Origin of the sequence: Kineococcus indalonis, from assembly GCF_009906395.1 — a bacterium.
Lineage (GTDB): Bacteria > Actinomycetota > Actinomycetes > Actinomycetales > Kineococcaceae > Kineococcus > Kineococcus indalonis.
On sequence record NZ_JAAALM010000545.1, the window covers coordinates 1 to 2,589 of the forward strand.

Sequence of the window (2,589 nt, forward strand, 5' to 3'; positions counted from 1 at the left end):
GCATGCGCCCGCGCTGGTACACCTCGGTGAACGCCACGAACTCCAGGTCCTGCATGCGGGCGAGCAGCGACTCGCCGACGTTGTACATGCGCACGCCCACCTGCACCGCGCCGCAGCGCGGGTCGGCGAAGTAGCGGGCCGCCTCGTCGAACATCCCCGGCGCGGGGCGGCCGTCCGCGTCGAGCACCACCACGACGACGTCGTGCGGGTCGCGGCCGCCGGTGATGGTGGAGCCGCACACGTGGCGGTAGGCGGCGTTGAGCGCCTCGCCCTTGCCCTTGCGCGCCTCCGGCAGCCGCCGCGACATCAGGTGCACGCGCTCGTCGAGGGCGGCGTGCGCGAGCACGAGACCCTCGGTGCCGTCGGTGGAGCCGTCGTCGACGACGAGCACCGCCACGTTGCCCGGGGCGGACTCGCGCAGCCGGCTCAGCGTCCGGTCGATGACCACGCCCTCGTTCAGGCAGGGCACCAGGACGACGAAGAACAACCCCGGTGGTGCCGGGCGCATCGGCCGCTGCGTCGTGCGGGAGAGGGTGAACATCAGGGCGGTGTGCGCCAGGAACAGCAGGATCGTCGCGGTGATGGGCAGGCCCGGGTTCACCGCGCCGCCTCCACCAGCGCCCCCTGCGCCGCGGCGGGAGCGGGGGTGCCGAGGGCGGCGCCGGGAACGGGGACGGGCAGGTGCGCCGGCGGGCGCGCGGCGCCCGCCGACAGGTCCCGGTCGAGGCGGTCGAGGATGCGCCCGGCGGCACGGCCGTCCCCGAAGGGGCTGACCGCGCGCGCCATCCGGGCGTGCGCGTCCCGGTCGTCCAGCAGGGCCAGGGCGCGCGCCAGGACGACCTGCGGGTCGGTGCCCACGAGTTCCGCGCCGCCGGCGCGCACGACCTCCATGCGCTCGGTGGTGCGCCGCAGCACCAGGACCGGCACGTCGAGGGAGGGGGCCTCCTCCTGCACGCCGCCGGAGTCGGTGAGCACCAGGTCCGCGTCGGCGAGCGTCGCGGTGAAGTCCAGGTAGTCCAGGGGTTCGGTGGTGCGGATCCGCGGGTCCTGCGACAGCACCGGCAGCAGGGCCTCGCGCACCGCGGGGCTGCGGTGCAGCGGCAGCACCACCTGGACGTCGCGCTCGCGCACCAGCCGCAGGACCGCCTCGGCCAGGCCCGACATCACCGCTCCCTGGTTCTCCCTGCGGTGCAGGGTCACCAGGACGCGCCGGCCGCCGCGGGAGGTGTCGAAGGCGGAGCGGCCCAGGCCCTGGTCCACGACCCACAGCAGGTTGTCCACCACGGTGTTCCCGGTGACCTCGATGCCGTCCTGCGGAACCCCCTCGCGCAGGAGGTTCACCCCCGCGGGGACGGTGGGGGCGAAGTGCCAGGTGGACACCTGCGCGACCATGCGCCGGTTGACCTCCTCCGGGAACGGGTCGCCCTGCACGCCCGAGCGCAGGCCGGCCTCGACGTGCGCCACGGGGATGCGCTGGTAGAACGCGGCGATCGCGCCGCACAGGGCGGTGGTGGTGTCGCCCTGCACCACGGCGGCGTCGAAGGCGGCGGAGCCCAGGACCTCGCCGAGCGCGGCGTGCAGCCGCGAGGACAGGGCGTGCAGCGACTGGCGCTCGCGCATGACGTCGAGGCGCACGTCGGGTTCGAGCTCCAGCTGGGGCAGGATCCGGTCCAGCATCTCGCGGTGCTGGCCCGTGGTCACGACGGTCGGCCGGAACCGCGGCGAGCGGCGCATCGCGCGCACGACGGGCGCGAGCTTCACCGCCTCGGGGCGGGTTCCGAGGACGACGGCGACGTCGTGGACCGGGGTCGCGTCCAGCGGTTTCGGTTCCACGTGTCCTCCAGGTTCTTGTCGGTCACTCCACGGCGGTCGAGGGGAGCGGGACGTGCTGGGGCGGGACGGCCGCGGGGGGCGGTCCGAGCGCGGTGACGTCGAGCACGCGCCGGTGCGCGCCGCGCGGCGAGGTGAGCTTGAGCGCCGCGGTCACCACCACGAGGGCGGCCAGGACGAGCAGGTACAGGGCGAACAGGGCGCCCACGACGGGCAGGACCCAGTTCGTCACGAAGGCAGCAGCCTGAGCAGCGGACACCTCGACCCCTCCCGTCGGCCACGCCCGGGAACCGCACCCCCGCGGCTCTCGGGGAGGGAGCTTTGCACCACCACGCGGCCCCGTTGGGCTGTTTCCGGGACATTTCCTCGCAGGAACAGGAAAGAGCGAGATCATCACCACGCGGGGTTTGGGAGGTGTCGCACTGAGTCACTGAAAACGCTTCCGGTGCCTGCACCCGGTGGACGGGGCGCCGTCTCCGGCGCCGCGTGGCAGGAACCTGTCAGGTTCCCCCGACGCCGTGCGGGTCAGGGGTGCGGCACGCTGCGCGCCGCCTCGCGAGAAACTCCCGCCCGCACCTTCTCAGCGGTGCACGCCTGTGCTACCCATGACGCACCGCCGCGGGCCCGGCCACCCGGGTTCCCCGTGACGGCCGGCGTCCCCCCGCAGGACCCGCGCGCGGCACCGAGGCCGACGACGGCCTCGGTGCCGCGCGGACGCTGTCCCGGACGGCCCGCTCCCCGACGCCGCACCCGCACCAC

General features: G+C 74.8%; 3 protein-coding genes. All 3 read right to left on the minus strand.

Going from position 1 to position 2,589, the window contains the following annotated elements:
• Positions 1–601: glycosyltransferase (locus GTR00_RS18650; protein WP_166613065.1), on the minus strand; the 601-nt coding region annotated here is incomplete at its 3' end.
• Positions 598–1,833, minus strand: coding sequence for a non-hydrolyzing UDP-N-acetylglucosamine 2-epimerase (gene wecB / locus GTR00_RS18655; protein WP_166613066.1), 1,236 nt, complete (start codon positions 1,831–1,833; stop codon positions 598–600). The genes wecB and GTR00_RS18650, both read right to left, overlap by 4 nt.
• A gap of 22 nt (positions 1,834–1,855) precedes the next feature.
• Positions 1,856–2,089, minus strand: coding sequence for a hypothetical protein (locus GTR00_RS18660; RefSeq protein ID WP_166613067.1), 234 nt, complete (start codon positions 2,087–2,089; stop codon positions 1,856–1,858).
• Between the last annotated feature and the right edge of the window lie 500 nt (positions 2,090–2,589).